15 protein-coding genes and 2 tRNA genes are annotated in these 18,058 nt (G+C 64.7%); 9 read left to right on the top strand and 8 right to left on the bottom strand.

What is annotated here, in order from left to right:
• The first annotated feature begins 47 nt into the window (after positions 1–47).
• The 3 genes from AC4K8G_RS02635 (at position 48) to AC4K8G_RS02625 (ending at position 1,771) form a co-directional block, all read left to right on the top strand.
• Positions 48–1,547 (top strand): histidine kinase dimerization/phospho-acceptor domain-containing protein, encoded by a 1,500-nt coding sequence (locus AC4K8G_RS02635; protein ID WP_491732625.1) that lies wholly within the window; start codon positions 48–50, stop codon positions 1,545–1,547.
• 46 nt (positions 1,548–1,593) lie between these two features.
• Positions 1,594–1,668, top strand: a tRNA-Ile gene (locus AC4K8G_RS02630).
• Positions 1,669–1,694: 26 nt separating this feature from the next.
• A tRNA-Pro gene (locus AC4K8G_RS02625) sits at positions 1,695–1,771 on the top strand.
• A gap of 14 nt (positions 1,772–1,785) precedes the next feature.
• On the opposite strand, the gene AC4K8G_RS02620 is transcribed toward AC4K8G_RS02625, so the two are convergent.
• The 3 genes from AC4K8G_RS02620 to AC4K8G_RS02610 form a co-directional block, all read right to left on the bottom strand.
• Positions 1,786–2,046: a hypothetical protein gene (locus AC4K8G_RS02620; protein WP_491732624.1), complete on the bottom strand. Its 261-nt coding sequence runs from the start codon at positions 2,044–2,046 to the stop codon at positions 1,786–1,788.
• A 24-nt stretch (positions 2,047–2,070) separates the two neighbouring features.
• On the bottom strand, positions 2,071–3,474 hold the full coding sequence (locus AC4K8G_RS02615; protein WP_491732623.1) for a M28 family peptidase: 1,404 nt from the start codon (positions 3,472–3,474) through the stop codon (positions 2,071–2,073).
• 69 nt (positions 3,475–3,543) lie between these two features.
• A complete protein-coding gene (locus AC4K8G_RS02610; protein ID WP_491732622.1) occupies positions 3,544–4,614 on the bottom strand; it encodes a PA0069 family radical SAM protein in 1,071 nt (356 codons plus the stop codon).
• Between the two features lie 184 nt (positions 4,615–4,798).
• On the opposite strand from AC4K8G_RS02610, the gene AC4K8G_RS02605 reads away from it, so the two are divergent.
• Positions 4,799–5,674 carry an outer membrane protein gene (locus AC4K8G_RS02605; protein ID WP_491732621.1) on the top strand — a complete coding sequence of 292 codons (876 nt, stop codon included), beginning with the start codon at positions 4,799–4,801 and terminating at the stop codon, positions 5,672–5,674.
• Between the two features lie 75 nt (positions 5,675–5,749).
• Here the strand turns inward: AC4K8G_RS02605 and AC4K8G_RS02600 are convergent, their stop codons facing one another.
• Both AC4K8G_RS02600 and AC4K8G_RS02595 read right to left on the bottom strand, forming a co-directional pair.
• Positions 5,750–7,615, bottom strand: coding sequence for a lytic transglycosylase domain-containing protein (locus tag AC4K8G_RS02600; RefSeq protein WP_491732620.1), 1,866 nt, complete (start codon positions 7,613–7,615; stop codon positions 5,750–5,752).
• The gene (locus tag AC4K8G_RS02595) at positions 7,612–8,325 is read right to left on the bottom strand and encodes a uracil-DNA glycosylase (RefSeq protein WP_491732619.1); all 714 of its coding nucleotides are present in this window, start codon (positions 8,323–8,325) and stop codon (positions 7,612–7,614) included. Before AC4K8G_RS02595 ends, AC4K8G_RS02600 begins: the two co-directional genes overlap by 4 nt.
• 121 nt (positions 8,326–8,446) lie before the next feature.
• Here AC4K8G_RS02595 and AC4K8G_RS02590 point away from each other — a divergent pair, with 121 nt between their 5' ends.
• The 5 genes from AC4K8G_RS02590 to AC4K8G_RS02570 all read left to right on the top strand — a co-directional run bounded on the left by AC4K8G_RS02590 (position 8,447) and on the right by AC4K8G_RS02570 (position 15,056).
• Positions 8,447–10,093, top strand: coding sequence for an electron transfer flavoprotein-ubiquinone oxidoreductase (locus AC4K8G_RS02590; protein WP_491732618.1), 1,647 nt, complete (start codon positions 8,447–8,449; stop codon positions 10,091–10,093).
• 91 nt (positions 10,094–10,184) lie between these two features.
• The gene (locus AC4K8G_RS02585) at positions 10,185–11,741 is read left to right on the top strand and encodes a tetratricopeptide repeat protein (protein WP_491732617.1); all 1,557 of its coding nucleotides are present in this window, start codon (positions 10,185–10,187) and stop codon (positions 11,739–11,741) included.
• The gene (locus AC4K8G_RS02580) at positions 11,738–12,541 is read left to right on the top strand and encodes a 4-(cytidine 5'-diphospho)-2-C-methyl-D-erythritol kinase (protein WP_491732616.1); all 804 of its coding nucleotides are present in this window, start codon (positions 11,738–11,740) and stop codon (positions 12,539–12,541) included. The genes AC4K8G_RS02585 and AC4K8G_RS02580 overlap by 4 nt, the downstream gene beginning before the upstream one ends.
• Before the next feature lie 11 nt (positions 12,542–12,552).
• Complete coding sequence (locus AC4K8G_RS02575; RefSeq protein ID WP_491732615.1) at positions 12,553–13,896, top strand: NAD(P)H-hydrate dehydratase; 1,344 nt, start codon at positions 12,553–12,555, stop codon at positions 13,894–13,896.
• A complete protein-coding gene (locus AC4K8G_RS02570) occupies positions 13,893–15,056 on the top strand; it encodes a class I SAM-dependent RNA methyltransferase (protein WP_491732614.1) in 1,164 nt (387 codons plus the stop codon). Before AC4K8G_RS02575 ends, AC4K8G_RS02570 begins: the two co-directional genes overlap by 4 nt.
• On the opposite strand, the gene AC4K8G_RS02565 is transcribed toward AC4K8G_RS02570, so the two are convergent.
• From AC4K8G_RS02565 to AC4K8G_RS02555, 3 genes are all read right to left on the bottom strand, one after another.
• Complete coding sequence (locus AC4K8G_RS02565; RefSeq protein WP_491732613.1) at positions 15,053–15,517, bottom strand: MAPEG family protein; 465 nt, start codon at positions 15,515–15,517, stop codon at positions 15,053–15,055. The two genes, AC4K8G_RS02570 and AC4K8G_RS02565, sit on opposite strands and share 4 nt — an antisense overlap.
• Before the next feature lie 80 nt (positions 15,518–15,597).
• Positions 15,598–16,680 (bottom strand): 1,9-bis(guanidino)-5-aza-nonane synthase, encoded by a 1,083-nt coding sequence (locus AC4K8G_RS02560; protein ID WP_491732612.1) that lies wholly within the window; start codon positions 16,678–16,680, stop codon positions 15,598–15,600.
• Positions 16,681–16,814: 134 nt separating this feature from the next.
• Positions 16,815–18,047 (bottom strand): type III PLP-dependent enzyme, encoded by a 1,233-nt coding sequence (locus AC4K8G_RS02555; protein ID WP_491732611.1) that lies wholly within the window; start codon positions 18,045–18,047, stop codon positions 16,815–16,817.
• Positions 18,048–18,058 lie beyond the last annotated feature (11 nt).

The following is an 18,058-nucleotide window of genomic DNA, read 5'->3' as shown; positions in this document are numbered from 1 at the left end:
CCATCGCGTAGAGCTGGTGGACGGTGTGCCTGGAGGATTGAAGTCTAGTGCGTTTCGACGACCGTCTGCTGACCGTGTTGAACCAGCCTTCCGGCGATCGCCACGACGCGGCGGTCCGCTGGCGGCAGTTAGTCGACCTGGTCGCACGCGCCGGTGCCGCGACCGAGAGCGAGATGATCGGCCAGGCGCTGGACGCCATCAAGGCGGATGCTGGAACGGTCGAGCCGACGCTTCGCGCGGCCGCTGCGCGTGCCGTCGCCGCGCTTCCGCTACCGCTCGGCTTGCTCGAATATTTCGTGACTGACAGCTTGTTCGTGTCTGCTCCAGTCCTTGCCGCCGCGACCCTCGATCCCGGGCAGTGGCGAGCGCTTCTCGCCATCAGCGACGACGAGACGCGACGGTTCGTCGAGACCCTCCATCCCGAGTTGGCGGCACCGCCACTCGACCTCACCGATGCTTTGGTTGAGCAACTTACGGACGAGAGCGCACCCAGCGGCCCGACGCTTGGCGATGTGGTTGCGCGCATTGAACGTCGGCGCCGGAGCCGGCTGGCCTCGCGCGACGGGAATCATCTCGCGCCGGACGGATCACCATCCTTGTTTCGCTGGGAGTGCGGACCCAGCGGCGAAATCGGCTGGGTCGAGGGCGCTCCGCGTGGGCCGCTTATCGGCCGCTCCATCGCGCGCACCAATGCCGACGGGGTCGATGAAGAAGTTGCGCGTGCCTTCGCGGTGCGCGCGCCGTTTCGCGACGCCGCCTTCATGCTTGCTGGGGAAGGCATGCTAGCCGGCGAATGGCGGATTAGCGGGGTTCCGGAATTCGAGCCCGGAGATGGCCGCTTCGCAGGCTATCGCGGGGTCGCTCTCCGCGACATTTCGGTGCCAGCTGAGCCGGTCGTGCACAGCGAACTCCTGGCAGACCCGGATTCACTTCGCGAGCTGGTCCACGAGATCAAGACGCCGCTCAATGCGATCATCGGCTTCGCCGAGATCATCGACGGGCAGTATCTAGGTCCCGCCGATCATCGATACCGCGAGCGCGCGGCGGAGATTGTCGCCCAGGCACGCATCCTGCTGACCGCTATCGACGATCTCGACTTCGCTGCGAAGGTGCACTCATCGCGGCCACCCGAACCGCGCCGAACGAACATCGGCGAGCTCGTCGAGCGATTAACGCCGGCCCTGCGTGATTTCGCGTCGACGGGCGGGTCGATCATCGATGCTTCGCGCACGACGCGCGATCTTCATGCGCTTGCCGACCCCGAGCTCGCAGAGCGCCTGATCACGCGGACTTGTCACGCGATGATTACTCAGGCTGCCGAGGGAGAACGCCTCCGTCTTTCAGTCGATCGGGCCGCCGAGACGGTCAGGGTGTCAATCACCCGGCCAGCCGCGCTTCACGGCGTCAGCGATCAGGAGCTCTTCAGATCGAGCGGCGAGAGGCTTCGAAGCTCGAGCCTGCGACTGGTGCGCGGGTTGGCGCGCGTCGCCCAAGCCGACGTCTCAGCATCTACATCGGCCATCAACATAGCTTTCCGCCGCGCCTGACTTGGCGCGAAGGCCTTCGGAGTCTATCCGGAGCCAGGACCGGGGAGGGCCTGTAGCTCAACGGTAGAGCCGGCCGCTCATAACGGCTAGGTTGTAGGTTCGAATCCTGCCGGGCCCACCATCATGAGGCCGACGACGCGGCGGTGTCGGGGAGTAGCGCAGTCTGGTAGCGCATCTGCTTTGGGAGCAGAGGGTCGCAGGTTCGAATCCTGTCTCCCCGACCAACGCCGCAGTCAGATTACTGCGACTTGTTTTCGGTCTTTACGTCGGCGTTAACGTCGACGTCCTTGTTTCCGACCTTGTTCTCGATCTTGTCGCCGGTCGCCTTGACGTCGTTGCCGATGTCCGCGGCGATGTTCTGGGCGGTGTTGCCGACATCAGCAGCAGCATTTTCCGCAACATCGCTGTTGTAGGTGACGCTGGTGGTGCCGTTGCTGTCGTCCTTGCTGACCTGGCAGGCGCCGAGCAGCAGCAGCGGAATGGCGAGTGCAATGCGCATGCTATTCTCCCTTTTGCGCGGGCTTCAACGCCGCTTGGGCTGTTTCGGTCCCGACTCAATCCCGCCCGAAAGAATCGCAAGCACCGTCGTCCACGCCGCGACATTCTGCCGCAACTGCATTGGGTCGATCTTGTCGAGCGTATCGTCGGGCGTGTGGTGGACATCGAAGTAGCGGGTGCCGTCCTGATTCAATGAGATCCACGGAGCGCCCGCCTCGATCGTAGGGCCGACGTCGGTGCCGTCGGCTTCGCCCTTGTCGTTCTTGGCGATGCCGAGCGGAGCAAGCGCCGCAGCGAGCGCTTCGTAGATCGTCGGATCGGTCGTCGAGAGCTTGGTCGCGAAGCGCCAGATGTTGTCGGCGCCGAAATCGCTCTCGCCCGCGATCGCATATTTCTCAGCACCATGCGCCTTGGCATAGGCATTGCCGCCAAAACCACCGGGCTCCTCGGCACCGAACCAGACGACGCGGATTGTCCGGAGCGGGCGCCCGGCATCCATGATGTGCTTGGCGGCCGCCGTAGTGATTGCGACGCCGGCGCCGTCGTCGATCGCGCCGGTCGCAAGGTCCCAGCTATCGAGGTGCCCGCCGATGAGCAGGATTGGCGCATTAGGGTCGCGGCCGGGCACTTCGGCGATGACATTGCCTGAATGGCCGCCCTCGCTCTTCTGGCTGGCCAGGGTCAGGTGCATCGTTACCGGCTGTCCGCGCTTCAGGATGCGGACTAGTTGCTCCGCATCGGGCACAGGGAGGGCACCGGCGGGAATCGGCTTCGCACCGTCCGTAAAATATTGGACGCCCGTATGCGGATTGCGGTGGTGGTCGGTGCCGATCGATCGCACGACAACTCCGATCGCGCCCTTTAGCGAGGCGATCGTCGGCCCTTGCCGACGCGGGGCGCCAAACTGGCCATAACCGATCCCGTCCTGGGTCGGGATCATGTGGTGATCGATGAAGACGATCTTGCCGGCGACAGCGCTGTCCGGAGCGGCTCGAAGCGCGTCGACGCTGTCGAAATAGACGAGCTGGCCCGTAATTCCTTCAGGCGGGGTCGACCCGCTATAGCCAAGCGCGGCCACGGCGATCTTTTGCGGGAAAGGCGAGACGATCTCGGCGCTTTCGGCGCCGCGCACCCAGACCGGCATGTCGAACGGCTCGACACGAACATTCGCGAAGCCCATCGCCGTCAGCTTCTTCACCGCCCAGTCGCGGGCGCGGGCTTCGGCCTCGGTGGCGGCAAGCCGCTGGCCGACCTCGGTCGTCAATCCTTCGACGACGTCCCATGCGTAACGGTCATTGTCGCGCGCATTATCGCGGAGCGCCGCAATCCGCGGGTCGGTCACGACCGGCGGCGGGAGCGATGCGACCGATTGCTGGGCGAGGGCCGGAGTGGCGGAGATGAGCAGGGCTGCAAGAAGGGATGATTTCATGTGCTTTGCCTAAGCAGGGAAGGGGAGTTCGTCACGGGCCTCGGTCGATAAAATTCGCACGCCGGTCGATCAGAGCAGCCGCATCTGGTCGCCCTCAGGAGGGAGGAACAGGTCGGTACGGAGGGCGAATTTCGCCTGACGCAGGCCGTATTTCTTGGCGGCGATCTCGAAACGGGTCTTCAGCAGCTCGGCCCATGGGCCTTGTCCACGCATCCTGCTGAAGAAATTGGGATCGTTGTCCCGGCCGCCGCGAAGCGAGTTGATCGTCGCCATAACCTTTGACGCGCGGTCTGGATAATGGGTTTCGAGCCAGGCGCGGAAGAGCGGCGCCACTTCATGCGGCAGACGCACCGGAAGATAGAAACCGCCAGGCGCGCCGGCTTCCACCGCAGCCTCGACGATATGCTCGAGCTCATGATCGGTAATCTGTGGAATCACCGGCGCGATGCCAACGTAGCAGGGAATGCCGGCGTCATTCAGCGCCTTTACCGCGGCGAGGCGCTTGCGCGGCTGAGGTGCGCGGGGCTCCAGCGTTCGAGCAACCTTGGGATCGAGCGAGGTGACAGACAACGCAACCGACACGATCCTGAGATCCGCAGCCTGCTTCAGGAGGTCGATATCGCGCAAAACCCGATCCGATTTTGTCGTAATCGTGAAGGGGTGGCGCGTCTCCACCAGCAGTTCGACGATTGAGCGCGTGATCCGCCACTTTTCCTCGATCGGCTGATAGGGATCGGTGTTTGTGCCCATCGCAATCGGCCGGCATTCGTAACCCGGGCGCGACAACGCGGCGTGGAGAAGTTGCGCTGCCTTGGGCTTTACGAACAGCCGCGATTCAAAGTCGATGCCAGGCGAAAGGTCGTGATAGGCGTGGGTCGGCCGGGCGAAGCAGTAAATGCAGCCGTGCTCGCAGCCACGGAAGGCGTTGACCGACCGATCAAACCCGATGTCGGGCGAGCTGTTGCGGGTCAGGATCGACTTCGGATGTTCAATCGTGACGGTGGTTCGGCGCTTCGGTAGGCCGTCGAGCGCCTCGACCTCGTCGAGCCATTCGCCGTCCTCAATCCGCTCTTTCAGGTTGAAGCGCGTAGGGGTCGCATTGCGGGTTGCCCCGCGTCCGTCGCTCGACTCGACTGGCATGCCGCTACCCTAATTCGAGTGGTAGAACATAACAAGAACATATGAACAAGTTTCGCGGATGGCCTGTGTCGGGCGGCGGACATAATCCGTCCATTGAAATGTAATTCTTCATTCACCGGGCAGCCAACTTCCGGGGACCAGATCACGCGCAACAGGGCGTCACGAAGCCAAAAGGGAAATTCTTATGCGTAAATTATTGCTGGCAGCGACCGTGTTGGCGGCTGTCGCCACACCAGCCTTCGCGGCGGCCGACGGCCCCTATGTCGGCATTGAGGGCGGAGCGACCATGCCGAATTCGACGGATCTCGACATCATCCTGAACCACGGCACCACGACGACCGATTACAGCAATGGCTATCGCGTCAAGTACGATACCGGTTACGACGTCGACGCCATCCTCGGATACAAGTTCGGTCCGGTCCGGCTTGAAGGCGAGGCGGGTTACAAACGCGCGAAGGTGAAGAGCTTGGGCGTCTCGACGCCGCTGATCACCGACGTTGGAACGGCAGCGGGAACGACCGCGACGGCCGCCAACTTCGACGTTGGCAGCCACATCGGCATCAAGACCTTGATGGCCAACGCCTTGCTGGACGGCGATTTCGGCGGCGGGTTCGGCGGGTACATCGGCGGCGGCGCCGGACGTGCGTGGGCCGACCTTGGCGGCGACAGCGACAATGCCTGGGCCTACCAGGGTATCGCGGGCCTTCGCTATGCGGTGAGCCCGAACGTCGATGTCGGCCTGAAGTATCGCTACTTCCGCACCGGGAAGCTCGGTTTCAACGATGGCTTCACCTTGAACGGGACGAACTTCACCACCGAGGCGAAGGGGAACTACGCTTCCAACAGCGTGCTTGCGAGCCTGGTCTACAACTTCAACTCGTCTGAACCGGCGGCGGCGCCGGTTCCCGCTGCCGCGCCACCACCGCCGCCGCCCGCAGCTCCGGCAACCCAGACCTGCGCTGATGGCTCGGTGATCCTCGCGACATCGGCGTGCCCAGCGCCACCGCCTCCGCCCCCACCGCCGCCGCCGCCGGCAAGCACGGGCGAGCGCGGCCGCTAATATTCCCTCACGCTCTATTTGTCCCCCGGAGCGTGAAACGGACTCCCGGGCCGAGACTCGCGGCCCGGGAGTTTTTTAGTGATTGAGGCGGGTCATCCCGGTCGGGAAGCTCGGCCAGTGATGCTCCGCCATCGCCTTCAAGGTCGGCGTGCCTTCGTCGTTCAGGCCCTGATAGACCCACATGTTACGAAGCACCGCGGGCACGTAGTAGCGCGTCTCCCAATAAGGGATGGATTCGATCCACAAGAGCGGGTCGCCCTTGTCATTGATCGCCGCCCAGCGCGCGACGGGGAGGGGGCCTGCGTTGTACGACGCGATAACCCGCGGCAACTGGCCGGAGGTCGCGGACGATTTGCGCATCATCTCGATGAAGCTTTGCCCATATTCGAGATTGTAAGTCGGGTCCGTGAGTGCGGCACGCGAGTAGGGAACGCCGCGATTGCGCGACACCAGCGCGGCAGTGTCAGGCAGTACCTGCATCAGGCCGACCGCGCCCGCACCGCTAACGGCGGTCCGGCGGAACGACGATTCCTGGACGATGTGGCCGTAGGCCAGGGCTGGATCGACACGCCAGCCGTTGAGCGGGCTCCACCGCGGGTTGGGATAGCGATCGGAGGCATCCGAACGCGCGCCGGGCAGGCCATTGTTCGCCAGCCACAATTGCGCGGCGGCGAGATCGAGCTTCTTCGCGACCTGAATCAACGCGTGATGCTCGCCCGGCTGGCCGATCTTGGCCTGGTGGCGAAGCATTTCCTCTGCGAGGCCCGCTTCGCCGATCTTGGCGAGTTCCGTCGCGCGCCTGACGTTCGGGAACTGGTCGACCGACGGATCGAAACCGGCATAGGGCTCGGCCGGAAGCGCGGTGCTGAGGCCCAGGCTTTCGCGCGCGACGAGCCCGTAGAAGCTCTCCGATGAGGTTGCGGCATTGCGCAGCAGGGCTTCAACCGACCGTGGACGGCCTGCGGCCTGCTCGGCGCGCGCGGCCCAGTAAAAGCCGCCGGCGCGAAGCTCTCGCTGCGTGGCCAGTTGCGCGACCTGCTGGAAGGCGGTCGACGCCGCGTTGTAATCGCCGAGCCGCCACGAGGCGAGGCCGGAGACCCACGCCGCCTGCGAGGCCCATTCCCCGGTCGCGCCCTGGCGCCAGGTGTCGGCAACCCGCCGCGAGTCGAGGTCGAGCCCGAGCACGTAGTAGATGAATGCAACGCGGTTGGCGGCTTCGGCACGGGCTTCCACCGATAGCTGCGGTGCGTAGGTCAGCAATTGTGCTTCGGCGCCGGCTGCGTCATCGGCCTTCACCAGCGGATCGAGAGCCGAGCGAAGCTGATCGGCGGCGGGCTCGCCCTGCACCGGCTTGGCCTTATAGCGGCCGGGCGCAGAGCCAAGGTTTACCGTGGCGCGTTCCGGAATGATGGCGGGCGTCGCGGTCGCGCCGCGCCTGATCGCCATCATCGCAAGCTGGTTGGCTTGCGGAAGCTCGGGCGCTTCGGCGATCAATGCCTGAAGCGAAGCAAGGTCGACTGTGGGCGATCCTCTGGCGGTATAGAGTTCAGCCTTGGCGACTGGGGTCAGCACGCTTCGCGGCAGGGCATTGATGCCTGCTTGGGCGGAGGCCCAATTGCCCGCGTCGATCGCGTCGAACACGCCGCGCCAGTCTTTCGGGACGGACACGGTCACAGCGGGTGGAGGGGCGGCAGGCGGCGTGACCGGCTGGGCGGCGGCCGACGGCTGAGCTGCCGGTCGAGGCTGAGCCCTCGCCACTGGCGCATTTTCATGCGGCTGAAGGGTCGGGGGCGGCAGCTGGTAAATTTTGACGGGCTGCGGCGCCGGGGCGGCCGAGACCGTCGCCGGCGCTGTCGGTAGCGGGGCGAGCGGGTCCGAGCCCTGCGCGAAGGCGGGCGCAGCGAAGAGCAACGTTCCAGAAGCAAGCAACCCGGCCTTCAAGCTTCGTCCTCCATCAACAGCAGCAAATCCTTCCATGCATAGGATTTGTTTGCATTATTCTGAATCAACTGGCGGGGATGGAACGTTGCGACTGCCCGAACACCCTCGATCTTGTGAACATGACCACGGGCCTGGGCGAGCGGTTTCCCGAGAAGCGCCTGGGCAGGACCGTCTCCGAAGAGCAGCAGACGCTTGGGTTTGGCGAGCGCGATATGCTTGCGCGCGATCTCTGCGCACGCCTCGCGATCCGCCTTGCTCATGCGGACGCCGGGCGAGTTGAAGCAGGATAGCGACGCGCTGTAGGCATCCTCGGGCGCGATCCCGATTGCTGCGAGCATGCGTTTGGCAAGCTCCCATGCCGGGCCGCCGATCGGTTGCGCCGCGCCAAGATCCTCAAGTGATGGAGCGTCCGACAGCAGCATCACCGCGGCGTTTTCCGGCCCATGGGGAAGAATTCGGCGGGCGGTCGCGGATGCGAGCGGGAGCTGGGCGCTGCTTGCCAGCCATTGTTGAAGCTCGGCGAGCGTCTCATGGCTCGGCGCGACCACGTTAGCGGCGGGCGCCGGTGCGTCGGCCCTGGCCTTGGGTGCAGGAGGGGCGAGCCAGTCTCGCGCCTCTTCCTGGACAGCCACATCGACGCCGGCCTCGAGCCACCAGGCCAACGCGCTGCGCGCCTCGGCAATGCCGATAGATTGAAGTTCCCCGCCCACATGTCCTCACTCACCGCCATTGACGGCGCGGTCAAGGAATTGGCAGGGTTGGCGTAGGCAGAACGAGTCAGTTACGCGACGAGAGGTTTTGCGGCACCCCGGACGTGAGGGTGGGGAGAATATGCAGCGCGAATCCATGAATTATGACGTGGTCATCGTCGGCGCAGGCCCAGCTGGGCTGAGCGCTGCGATCCGCCTCAAGCAGCTCGCCAATGCCGCCGGGCGCGAGCTTTCCGTTTGCATATTGGAAAAGGGCAGCGAGGTCGGGGCCCACATCCTGTCCGGCGCGGTGCTCGATCCGATTGCCCTCAACGAGCTCATTCCCGACTGGAAGGACAAGAATTCGCCGCTCACCGTGCCCGTGACTGAAAACCATCACTGGGTGCTGGGCAAGAAGCGCAAGCTGGCGATGCCGCACCGCCTGCTTCCGACCTTCATGAACAACAAGGGGACCTATACGCTGAGCCTCGGCAATTTCTGCCGCTGGCTGGCAGGACAAGCGGAAGAGCTGGGCGTCGAGATCTTCCCCGGATTTCCGGCCTCGGAAATCCTGTTCGACGAGGAAGGCGCGGTCAAAGGCGTGGCCACCGGAGACCTGGGCATCGCACGTGATGGAAGTCACCGGGCGGACTATCAGCCGGGCATGGAGCTTCACGGCCGCTACACCTTCTTCGCAGAGGGCGCCCGAGGCCATCTGACGAAGCGGCTGACCGAAGTGTTTGGCCTTCGCGATGAAAGCGGACCGCAGATTTTCGGCATTGGAATCAAAGAACTGTGGGAAGTTCCTCCCGAGAAGCATAAGCCCGGCCGAGTGATCCACACCCAAGGCTGGCCCCTGACGGACGCCTGGGGCGGCGGGTTCCTTTACCACCAGGAGAATGGTCAGGTCGCGTTGGGGTTCGTGGTCGCGCTCGATTACGCGAACCCGTACCTCTCGCCGTTTGAGGAAATGCAGCGGTGGAAGACCCATCCCGCGATCCGCAGGGAGATCGAAGGCGGGCGCCGGCTGTCCTACGGTGCGCGGGCCATTAACGAGGGCGGTCTGCAGGCCATTCCGAAGCTGGCCTTCCCGGGCGGAGCGTTGATCGGCTGTTCGGCGGGCTTCCTCAACGTGCCCCGCATCAAGGGCACACACACGGCAATGAAGTCGGCGATGCTCGCGGCGGAAGCGGCGTTCGAAGCAATTAGCAAGGACCGCCAGGCCGACGTGCTCGAAAGCTACGAGGATGCAGTTCAGAAGAGCTGGATCATCAAGGAGCTGAAGCTCGTCAGGAATGCCCAGCCCGCAGTCGGCCATTGGGGCGGCAGGATGGGCACCGTCTACGCGGGGTTCGACATGTGGCTCGGCCAGCTAGGCGTGGGCCTTCCCTGGACCCTGAAGCACAAGCCCGACCATGAAGCGCTAAAGCCCAAGGCCAAGTACAAGCCGATCGACTATCCAAAGCCCGACGGTGTGCTCACCTTCGACCGGCTGTCTTCGGTGTTCATCTCCAACACGAACCACGAAGAAGACCAGCCGGTTCATCTGACGCTCAAGGACGCAGACATACCGACGGTCATCAACCTGCCGGTGTACGCTGGTCCAGAGCAGCGTTATTGCCCGGCGGGCGTTTACGAATTCGTGGATGACGGCAGCGGTGAACAGCGACTCCAGATCAACGCCCAGAATTGCGTCCACTGCAAGACGTGCGACATCAAGGACCCGACCCAGAACATCAACTGGGTCACTCCAGAAGGCGGCGGAGGCCCCAATTACCCGAACATGTAAATGGCTGGCCGGTGCGGGCCTGGCGGCGCTAGCGACGGCGCCAGTTCAGGCCTCGGCCCGCCTTAGCTCCGACGACCTTGCGCGAACGTATGTGCAGGCGCGCACCGCGGCGATGAACGGCAATCATGCCGAAGCGGCGCAATTGCTCGCAACCCTGGCCAGCAGCCAGCCGGACGTCGACATCGCCAAGAAAGCGCTCAGCGAAGCGATGGGCGCGGGGCGCATGGATCTCGCCCTCAACCTCGCGCGGACCATTCCAGCGGCCAACCTGCCGATTGATGCGCGGCTCCTCCTCGTGGTCGACGAAATCAAGCGCCGGCGCGCCGACAAGGCGTTGCCGTGGCTCGTCGCTTCCGCGGGCAATGGCGACCTGTCTTTCCTCGCGCCGCTCGTCACCGCCTGGGATGCCGCCGATCGCGGCAACTTAGACCAGGCGCTGTCGACTCTCGCGCAGATGCCAAATGGCAGCCTGCTTGCCCCGCTGCGGGCGGAGGAGCAGGCGCTGATCCTTCTAAAGTACCGGCGCACCGCGGACGCAGAGCCTTATGCCCGACGGGCCATCGGAACCGCCGGCCCGCGCGAAGACCGGCTGCGGCTCGCTTTCGCCGACGGTTTCCTCGCCGCGGGCGACCGTGCGCGAGCGCTGATGATGCTCGACGGAATGGGCGGCGACGGGGCGATCGCGCAACAGCGGATCGCGGCGGGCAAGACGAACGGCCAGGCGATCGATAGCTCGGCCAAAGCGTTGAGCGAGGTGCTGACGGCGTTCGCCGCCGACCTCGCGCGGATCCAGCGGGCGGCGCCTCCGATCGGCCTCGTCCAGGTCGCACGCTACGCCAATCCCGAAAACAGCAGCGCGACGGCGCTGCTCGCGGTGCTGCTCGACGGGCAGGACCGGTCCAACGAAGCGCTAGCGTTGCTGAACGCGATCCCGGCGAACGATGCGCTTGCGTCGCAAGTGCGCGACATCCAGGTGCGGATCCTGGCGGACCAGAAGAGGTTCAACGAAGCCTATCAGATCGCCGGCGCGGCGGTCGCCGGTTCGACGGCAAGTGTCGGCGACTATTCGCGGCTCGGTGACCTTTACCAGGCGATGAAGCGGAGCAGCCAAGCAGCAGACGCTTATGGACGCGCGCTGACCCTGGCCAAGGCGGCGGGACAGAAAGACGATTTGTGGACGCTCGACCTATTGCGGGCGAGCGCTCTTGAGGATGCCAATCGCTGGCCGGAGGCGAAGACGGCGCTCGAGGAGGGGCTAGCGATCGCCCCGGACCAGCCGCTGTTGCTCAATTTCCTCGGCTACGCGAAACTTGAGCGCGGCGAGGATGTCGAGGCGGCCGAGGCGATGATCCGCAAGGCGAGCGAGCTTTCGCCCGATAATGCGTCGATCACCGATTCACTCGGCTGGGCGCAGTTCAAACGCGGCAAGATCGACGAAGCGATTGCGACCCTCCAGGACGCGGCGGCCAAGGATCCCGACCAGGCCGAAATCCAGGAGCATCTTGGAGATGCGCTGTACAAATCGGGCCGGCGCTATGAAGCGCGCTTTGCATGGAGCGCGGCACTGATCACGGGTGAAGATGAGACGGCTCAGCGCGTAAAGGCTAAGCTTGCGAGCGGTCTGACGCCGGCCAACGCCGCGCCTTGATTCCCGCCCGCGAGATAGCACCCGCGAAGCTCAATCTAGCGCTTCATGTCCGGGGAGAGCTGCCCGACGAGCGCCATGCGATCGAGACAATCTTCGCCTTCTGCACCGATGGCGACCGGCTAACCGCGGAAGTAGCCGACAAATTGACACTAGAGGTTGTCGGCCCGTTCGCAGCGGACATTGGCGGAGATAATCTGGTGCTCACGGCGGCAAGGTCGCTCGCCGAGGCAGCTGGCGTCGAGAAGGGCGCCGCAATCACGCTCGAAAAGAAGCTGCCTGTGGCATCCGGCATCGGCGGCGGCTCGGCGGATGCTGCGGCGGCGCTGCGACTCCTGACGTCATTGTGGCAAATCGACCCCAACTATGCGCAGCAGCTTGCGCCCACCCTTGGCAGCGATGTGCCGGCCTGCCTCCTCAGCGTGCCGGCGCGGGGAGCCGGAGCAGGTGATCAGCTCACGTCCATCGATCTGCCCGAGCTATCCGGGGCGGCGGTCCTGTTGGTGAACCCGCGCGTCCCGCTGTCGACAGGCGAGGTGTTCGCACGCTGGGACGGCGAGGACCAAGGCCCGCTGAGCGAATGGCGGGACGGTTTCAACGGCCTCCAGCAGGCCGCGACCAGCCTTGTTCCGCAGATTGAGACAGTGCTGGCGTGGCTCGGCACTCGACCGGGAGCCAGTTTCATCCGCATGTCCGGTTCCGGCGCAACCTGCTTCGCCATCTTCGACAGCGACGAAGCGCGCGATCTCGCTGCCGACAGCGTCCCGCGTGAATGGTGGCGCCTGGCGACCAGCCTGCGCTAAGGGCGCGGGCGATGACCCGCCCGATCCTCACCGTCGAAGCCATGCGCGCAGCGGAAGAAGCGGCGGAGGCCGGCGCGCAGGAGCTGATGGAGCGGGCAGGGCAGGCACTCGGCGAAGCCGCCTATCGCTTCGCGGGACCGCTGCCGACGCTCATCCTGTGCGGGCCGGGCAATAACGGTGGCGACGGCTACGTCGCGGCCAGGCACTTGAAAGCGCTGGGCGTCGATGTGCGTATTGCGGCACTCGCTGAGCCGAAGAGTGCCCTCGCAAAGTGGGCGCGCGGGGAGTGGGACGCGAAGGTCGAAACCCTTTCCGCCAGGACCAAACCCGCCCCGCTGGTCATCGACGCCTTGTTCGGAACAGGTCTCAAGCGCGGGCTCGAGGGGAAGACCGCCGTCCAGCTTGGGCGATTGTGCGAAAACGCAACGGTCGCGATCGCCTGCGACGTTCCCAGCGGCATCGACAGCGACAGCGGCGAAGAGCTGAGTGAGTCGCCGAGGTTCGACCTGACGGTGACGCTCGGCGCGCTGAAGCCCGCCCATCGCCTGTTCCCGGCGATGCACAAATGCGGCCGGGTGGCGCTTGGCGAAATCGGTATTGAGGCACGCACCGACTGGCATGAGATTGGACGCCCCGACCTTCCTGGGCTGAAACCCGGCGGGCACAAATATGACCGCGGGCTGGTGCACGCCCTTGCGGGCAAGATGCCCGGCGCGATCGCGCTGGCCGCGAAGGCGGCCGCACATGCGGGAGCGGGCTATGTACGGGTCAGCACGTCGATCCCGCTAAGTGGTCTCCCCTCCGCCGTAGTCCAGGTCGACACCGCCGCGATCAACGACGAACGCATCGGTTGCCTGCTGGTTGGCCCCGGCATGGGAGACGTACCGCCGATCCTGACGCTCGCGCTCACTTCGCAAGCGCCCAAGGTAATCGACGCCGACGCCATCACGCAGCTTGGCGACCCTGCGCGGCTCAAGGGGCAGGATGCCATCATCACGCCGCACCACGGCGAATTCGTAAAGCTGTTTGGCGAGCTGGAGGGATCGAAGGCGATGCGCGCCGCAGAAGCCGCGAAGAGGTCTGGAGCGGTGGTCGTTTATAAAGGCCCGGATACTTTGGTCGCGGCACCCGACGGACGTGTCGGCTTTGCACCGCCTGCCCCGGCGTGGCTGGCGAGCGCAGGTACCGGCGACGTGCTCGCGGGCATGATCGCCGCCCTTCGAGCGCGGGGCATGGCTGCCTTCGAAGCGGCTTGTGCCGGCGTATGGCTCCACGGCCGTGCGGCTGAGATTGCCGGGCCGGGGATGATTGCGGACGATCTCGCCGACGCCATTCCCCGCGCTTTCGCCGAATGAACGAAGCGATCGTCCGCATCGCCGCGCGGGGCGATGGAGTCACGGCAAGTGGGCGCCACGTCGCTTTCGGCGTTCCGGGCGACGCACTGCTCGACGATGGCGCGCTGGCGCCCGGTCCGCACCATCAAGTGCCGCCATGCCGTCACTATCCCGAATGCGGCGGGTGCCAGCTGCAGCATGCGGACGACGAAGCGTATCGTGACTACCTCATCAGCAGGGTGGAGGGCGCGCTCGCCCAGCACGGATTGCAAACCGAGATCCGCGATCCGCATATGTCGCCGCCCAACAGCCGACGGCGAGCCACACTCCGCGCGCTGAAGGTGGGGAAGGGCGCGGTCATCGGCTTCAACGCCGCGAGATCGCATCAGATCGTCGATATGCGCGAGTGCCATATCCTTCGGCCCGAACTATTTACGCTGGTCGCGCCGTTGCGGGAGTTGCTCGCCACGTTGCTGCAGCCCAAGCGCATGGGCGAAGTGCAGCTGACCATGGTCGACCAAGGCCCCGACGCGCTGCTCAAGGGGGTCGAGCCGGAAGGCCTGGCGGCAATCGAAGCGGTCACTGCATTTTGCGAAACTCACGGCCTTGCCCGGCTCAGCATCGATCAGGGGCTGGGGCCGGAGACATTCTACGAGCCGCAGCCCGCGACCGTCAGCCTTTCCGGCGTGCCGGTGATCTTTCCAGTTGGATCATTCCTCCAAGCGACCGAGGATGGCGAGGCGGCGCTGATCGAGGCCGTTCGCGAGGCCGCGCAAGGGCGCGTCGCGGACTTGTTCTCGGGGCTCGGCACTTTCGCGCTGGCGACCGGCGCAACTTATGCGGCGGAGGCTTCGCGCGATGCCGCGGCGGCGCTCAAGCGCGCTGCGCCGAATATGCAGGTCGAGCATCGCGACCTCTACCGCCGCCCGCTCGACGAGGCCGAGCTGAAGCCGTTCGATTCCATCATTCTCGACCCACCGCGGGCGGGGGCGGAGGAGCAGGTGGCGCGGCTGGCTGCTTCCTCGGTCCAGCGCGTAGCCTACGTGAGCTGCAACCCGGCCACCTTTGCCCGCGATGCCAAAGCGCTCGAGGACGGCGGGTTCACGCTGTCGTGGGTGCGGCCCGTCGGCCAGTTCCGCTGGTCAACCCACGTCGAGCTCGCCGCCGCCTTCGCCCGTTAGTGCATCATTAGATGCCAGCCGAGGCAGTCATGGAGGATGCGGGCCCCGGCATGCACGGTCAGGCCAAGCAGGCAGAATGACGCCAATGCGAACACGACCAGGCGAAAACGGACGACGTTAGTGGTGCACTGGATCAGGCTGTGGACGATGCGCAGGCCGACATAGCCCCAAGCCAGCCAGTAGTTGATCCCACCGCCGAAATTCATCAACGCGAGGGCCAGGGCGATCGCATAGAAGATCGTCGGCTGTTCCATCAAATGGTTGTAATTGTGGGATTTCCACTGCGCGGCGGGCAGCGCCTTGCCTTCGAGGTCGCATCCCCTCGCACCGTCCGGGATCTTCTCGGGCGTGATGCCCAACCGGCGAAATTCCATGAAGCGCGCGACCAGCATCCAGAACATGACGATCAGCGTCCAGGCGACCAACGCCACCACCGGCACTAGAATTGGGCTGTAGGACATGAAAAACCTTCCCCGAGTTTTGAGCCCGGGGAGGGTGCTTCAGTTCGTTGTGATTGGCAATCGACGAGGCGAGGAGTGCCCTAGTCGAAGAGTTGGGCGAAGCGCCGCTTCTCGCGGTTCTTCCACGCGCCGCGATGGTAGGCGTCGCTGGCGAGGAGCGGGAGGACGCTGGTCGCTTCCGCGAACACCATCTGCTCCATCGCCGTCGACACTTTGCCCCACGACGCCGCTTCCTGGAGCGTCGAGGAGGAGCAGGCGCCGTCGCGGACGTCGGCGACGGTAATCTGCACCGCATATTTGTGAACCTCGACATCGTCGTGGCCGAGGATTTCGGCGCAGACGACCGTGTCCTGCGTGAAGTTCTTCGGAACGCCGCCGCCGATCATCAGGAGGCCGGTGGTGCCGGCCTTGATCTTGATGTCGGTCAGCTCGCGGAAGTCCGCGATCGCATCGAGCACCATGTAGTGGCCGCCGCGCTTCATCGCGTCGACCTGGTGCTTGACGAGGCCGAAGCCGGCCGAGCTGTCGACGAACGCCGGGCAGAAGATCGGGACGTCATGCTCGTAAGCAAGCTGGACTAGGCTGCCCTGCTTCTTTGCGTTGCCCTCGGAAAGCCATTTGCCCATCTCGCGGATGAAGGCGCGGCTCGAATAAGCACGCGGCTCCAGGCTGTCGGCGATCAGGCCGATCGTATGGTCGCAATCCTGCAGCGCCACCTCGTCGATATAAGTGTCGTAGATGCGGTCGATGTAGAGCGAGCGCAGCGTATCATCATCAGGAATTTCATTGGCTTGGTAGTGTTTGTGGCCAAGCGCTTCGAAGAAATCCATATCGACGATCGTGGCACCGGTGGCGACGATCGCATCGACCATGTTCGACTTCACCAGCTCGGCATAGAGGTCCATGCAGCCGCCAGCCGAGGTCGAGCCCGCGATCACCAGAATGATCGAACAGTCCTTGTCCTCCAGCATCTGGTTGTAGATGCCGGTCGCACGCGCAAGATCGCGGCTGGTGAAGCTCATCTTGCCCATCGAATCGATGATCGGGCGAGCATCGAACTTGGTGATGTCGATGTGCTCGATCGCGGTCGATAGCAGCTCGGCTTTGCGGGTGTCGTTAATCCGCTCGGCGTCCTGAACCTTATTCAGCGTATCGGTTTCCATCTCATGCTCCGTTTGTGCCGGCTTGAACGGCCAGCAGGCGAAAAGGGCATGTCGTTTCCTAGCGGGGGACAGCCTCACCCCGAAAACCGCGGTGCGGTTAGCTCCACTCCCGCATCAACGGAAGTGGGGAATGGCTACAATTTAACGACGTTCGAGCGCTTCGGCTCCGCCTCGCTAGTGTAAAGGCTGGCCATCGGCTCATCGTCGACGATCGCGGACTCCGTCACGCCGAACCCGTTGAACTGGGTCCGCATGGCCGAGCCGTAAGCGCCGAGCATGCCGATCTCGATATAATCGCCGGTCGCAACGTCCGCCGGCAGCTCGAACGGGCCCGCCATCTGGTCGATATCGTCACAGGTGGGACCGAAAAAGCTGAACTCGGCCGAACGCGTGTTCGACGGTTTCTCGCGAAGCAGGCTGACCGGATAGCGCCAGCCGACGTGCGCCGCGTCGAACAGCGCGCCGTAAGCACCGTCGTTGATGTACAGCTCCGACCCGCGGCGCTTTTCGACGCGGACGACCAGTGACGCATATTCGGCGCACAGCGCGCGACCCGGCTCGCACCAAAGCTCCGCCGAATAGCTGATCGGCAGCGCTTCGAAGGCGGCGTGGATGACCGAGAAATAATTCTCGAGCGCCGGCGGCTCCATCCCCGGGTAAACCGACGGGAAGCCGCCGCCGACATCGACGATATCGACCGTCACCGAGGCTTCGAGAATGGCCGAGCGCACACGCTCCATCGCCTCGCTATAGGCGAGGGGGCTCATGGCCTGGCTTCCGACATGGAAGCAGATGCCAAGCGCATCGGCCGCTTGGCGGGTCGCCATCAGCAACGCCTTCACTTCGCCCGGCTCGGCGCCGAATTTCGAGGCGAGGCTGTATTCGGAGTGATCTGAGCTGACGCGGATGCGGACGAGCAGGTTGAGATCGGTCGCAGCAACGCCATCGGTGGCAGTGGCGCGGACGATCTTGTCCAGCTCCTCGATCGAATCGAGGCTGAAGGTCTTCACACCGTGCTGGAAATAGGCCTCGGCGATGGCCTCCTCGGCCTTTACGGGGTGCATGAAGCACTGAACTGCCTCGGGGAGCGTTTCGCTAACGAGGCGGACTTCACCGATCGACGCCACGTCATAATGCGTGATGCCGGCCTCCCAGAGGACCTTGAGCAGATCCGGGGACGGGTTCGCCTTCACGGCATACAGCGAGCGGCCCGGAAACTTCTCGATGAAGAAGCGGGCAGCGCGGTGCGCGGCATGCGGACGCAGAAGCGTAACCGGTTGGACCGGGCGGCTCATGGCGATAGCGGCACCCCCCCGGATGCCGGTTGGGGCGGCGGCTAGCCCCAGCGCGCGATGATGCTTGTGCAACTCAAGGGACC

The sequence above is a fragment of the Sphingomonas sp. SP3 genome (assembly GCF_058514305.1).
This window is presented reverse-complemented; position numbering and strand designations above follow the sequence as displayed.

Coding starts and splice junctions, on each gene's coding strand:
- AC4K8G_RS02560 (WP_491732612.1), bottom strand. CDS start 16,680: ATGGAAACCGATACGCTGAATAAGGTTCAGGACGCCGAGCGGATTAAC.
- AC4K8G_RS02615 (WP_491732623.1), bottom strand. CDS start 3,474: ATGAAATCATCCCTTCTTGCAGCCCTGCTCATCTCCGCCACTCCGGCC.
- AC4K8G_RS02575 (WP_491732615.1), top strand. CDS start 12,553: ATGACCCGCCCGATCCTCACCGTCGAAGCCATGCGCGCAGCGGAAGAA.
- AC4K8G_RS02570 (WP_491732614.1), top strand. CDS start 13,893: ATGAACGAAGCGATCGTCCGCATCGCCGCGCGGGGCGATGGAGTCACG.
- AC4K8G_RS02620 (WP_491732624.1), bottom strand. CDS start 2,046: ATGCGCATTGCACTCGCCATTCCGCTGCTGCTGCTCGGCGCCTGCCAG.
- AC4K8G_RS02610 (WP_491732622.1), bottom strand. CDS start 4,614: ATGCCAGTCGAGTCGAGCGACGGACGCGGGGCAACCCGCAATGCGACC.
- AC4K8G_RS02565 (WP_491732613.1), bottom strand. CDS start 15,517: ATGTCCTACAGCCCAATTCTAGTGCCGGTGGTGGCGTTGGTCGCCTGG.
- AC4K8G_RS02590 (WP_491732618.1), top strand. CDS start 8,447: ATGCAGCGCGAATCCATGAATTATGACGTGGTCATCGTCGGCGCAGGC.
- AC4K8G_RS02605 (WP_491732621.1), top strand. CDS start 4,799: ATGCGTAAATTATTGCTGGCAGCGACCGTGTTGGCGGCTGTCGCCACA.